Origin of the sequence: Candidatus Erwinia dacicola, from assembly GCF_001756855.1 — a bacterium.
In the GTDB taxonomy this organism is placed as follows: Bacteria; Pseudomonadota; Gammaproteobacteria; order Enterobacterales; family Enterobacteriaceae; genus Erwinia; species Erwinia dacicola.
This window is the reverse complement of sequence record NZ_MAYS01000443.1, coordinates 1-1,686: the sequence shown is the minus strand read 5'-3', so window position 1 is coordinate 1,686 and position 1,686 is coordinate 1. Positions and strand designations below refer to the sequence as shown.

Genomic DNA, 1,686 nt, shown 5'->3' with positions numbered 1-1,686 from the left:
ACGCTTCCTGGATTACCGCGTTCAGTGCTTTCTCCGACAGCCTGCGGGCCTCAAGGAAGGACGGGAAGTACGAGCCTTCACGCAGCTTCGGTATACGCAGGTCCAGGGTACCGAGGCGGGTGTGGTACTGACGGTCACGGTAGCCGTTACGGTAGGTCTCCCGCTCGTCACTGCGCTCATGAGGCTCTGCGTTGATGCGCTGAGTGACATCGGCCTCCATGATGCGGTTGAGCATAAATTCGGTGAGTTCACGCAGAAAGTCCTCACCGCCGAGTTGCATCAGGGTGTTGCTGAATGTCATGCTGTTGTCGGCCATCGGTTGACTCCTTCTGAGATAATTGTCTAATTAACCATTACCTTACCGGATAAGCCAATGGCTCTCACCATCCTTCCAAATTTACACCACGTCCTAAGACTCTACCCTGAAGGACACCATGCTGACGTTACCGGCGCAGCGCACCACCGCCCAGCAGACCATGTCCTCCGGCAGCGTGTTCGCCTCCACCCTGCGCCGCGCCAGCGTGATGCCGCAGAGCGATACGGAGATGATTAACCAGGCCATCCGCCTGGTGGCCGTCAGCGAAATGACCGACACGGCCAGCGATATTTTTGTGAATGAGACCGCCTCCCCGACGCTGTCCTCCACCGATATTGAGCGCATCACCGGCGACGTGCGCACCCTGATTGTTGAGGCTATTGCGGCCCAGCGGGCATCCGTCTCCACACGTATGGCCACTGCCGTTCGCGAGCAGGCCGGTACGCCGGACACCCGTCAGGATCAGGCCATCATTGCCACGCTGCAGGAAAGTGCCTGGCACCTTCAGGAGCAGGCCCGTGGGCTGATACTGGCGCTGCCGCCGCTGGTACAGCGTCAGGTGACGCGCCGCTGTAATCTGCCCCTGCTGGCATTTGAGTGGTACGGCGACGCGTCCCGCGCCACGCAGCTGGCCCGCCTCAATCCATCATTGCGCGAGTCAAATAACCTGAATCCGGGGGATGTGCTGTATGCCTGGGCAAGATGAGCCGCGCCTGACGCTGCGTATCGGGGGCCGGTCGCACGACGACTGGGAGCGCTTCGAGGTGGATTCCGACCTGCTGACCCCGGCAGGCGGCTGGCAGTTGTCGGTCGGCACCGCTGAGCCTGTGTTGCCCGCGAACGTGGAGGCCGGTGCCAGAGCCGAGCTGCGCTACGGCGACAGCACCATCATGACCGGCATGATTGATGAACTGAGTCACGATGTGAGCCGTGGCCAGCACATGCTGGAGCTGAACGGTCGCGATGCAGCGGCGGTACTGGTTGACTGTTCGGCCCCCATTTTTACCGCACAGGAAATGACGCTACAGGAGGTTGTCGCCCAGGTAATTAAGCCACTGGGCGTGACCGCCATCCGCATGCAGGCCGATAACCCCGGCAGCGTGAAGAAGGTCAGCATCGAGCCGGGTGACAGCGCGTGGGATGCACTGAAGCGCGTCGCTGAAATGAGCGGCCTGTGGCCGTGGATGGCCCCGGACGGCACCCTGATTATCGGTGGGCCGGACTACAGCGCCACGCCGGTGGATACACTCATCATGCACCATGACGGCCAGAACAATAATCTGCTCAGGCTGGGCAAGCGTACCGACATGAGCGGGCGTTACTCTCAGACCACGGTACTGGCGCAGGGCCACGGCACGGGTCATGAGGAT

At 61.4% G+C, this 1,686-nt stretch carries 3 protein-coding genes; 2 read left to right on the top strand and 1 reads right to left on the bottom strand.

Going from position 1 to position 1,686, the window contains the following annotated elements; genetic code table 11:
* Positions 1-316, bottom strand: a 316-nt coding sequence (locus tag BBW68_RS11935; RefSeq protein ID WP_186821255.1) for a transposase, incomplete at its 3' end; no start/stop codon positions are given.
* Positions 317-434: 118 nt separating this feature from the next.
* Here BBW68_RS11935 and BBW68_RS11930 point away from each other — a divergent pair.
* Positions 435-1,022 (top strand): hypothetical protein, encoded by a 588-nt coding sequence (locus BBW68_RS11930; RefSeq protein WP_245675260.1) that lies wholly within the window; start codon positions 435-437, stop codon positions 1,020-1,022.
* Positions 1,006-1,686: phage baseplate assembly protein (locus tag BBW68_RS11925; RefSeq protein ID WP_338061305.1), on the top strand; the 681-nt coding region annotated here is incomplete at its 3' end. The genes BBW68_RS11930 and BBW68_RS11925, both read left to right, overlap by 17 nt.

Bases quoted from the DNA above. Each gene is read 5' to 3' on its own strand.
- BBW68_RS11930 (WP_245675260.1), top strand. From the start codon at position 435: ATGCTGACGTTACCGGCGCAGCGCACCACCGCCCAGCAGACCATGTCC.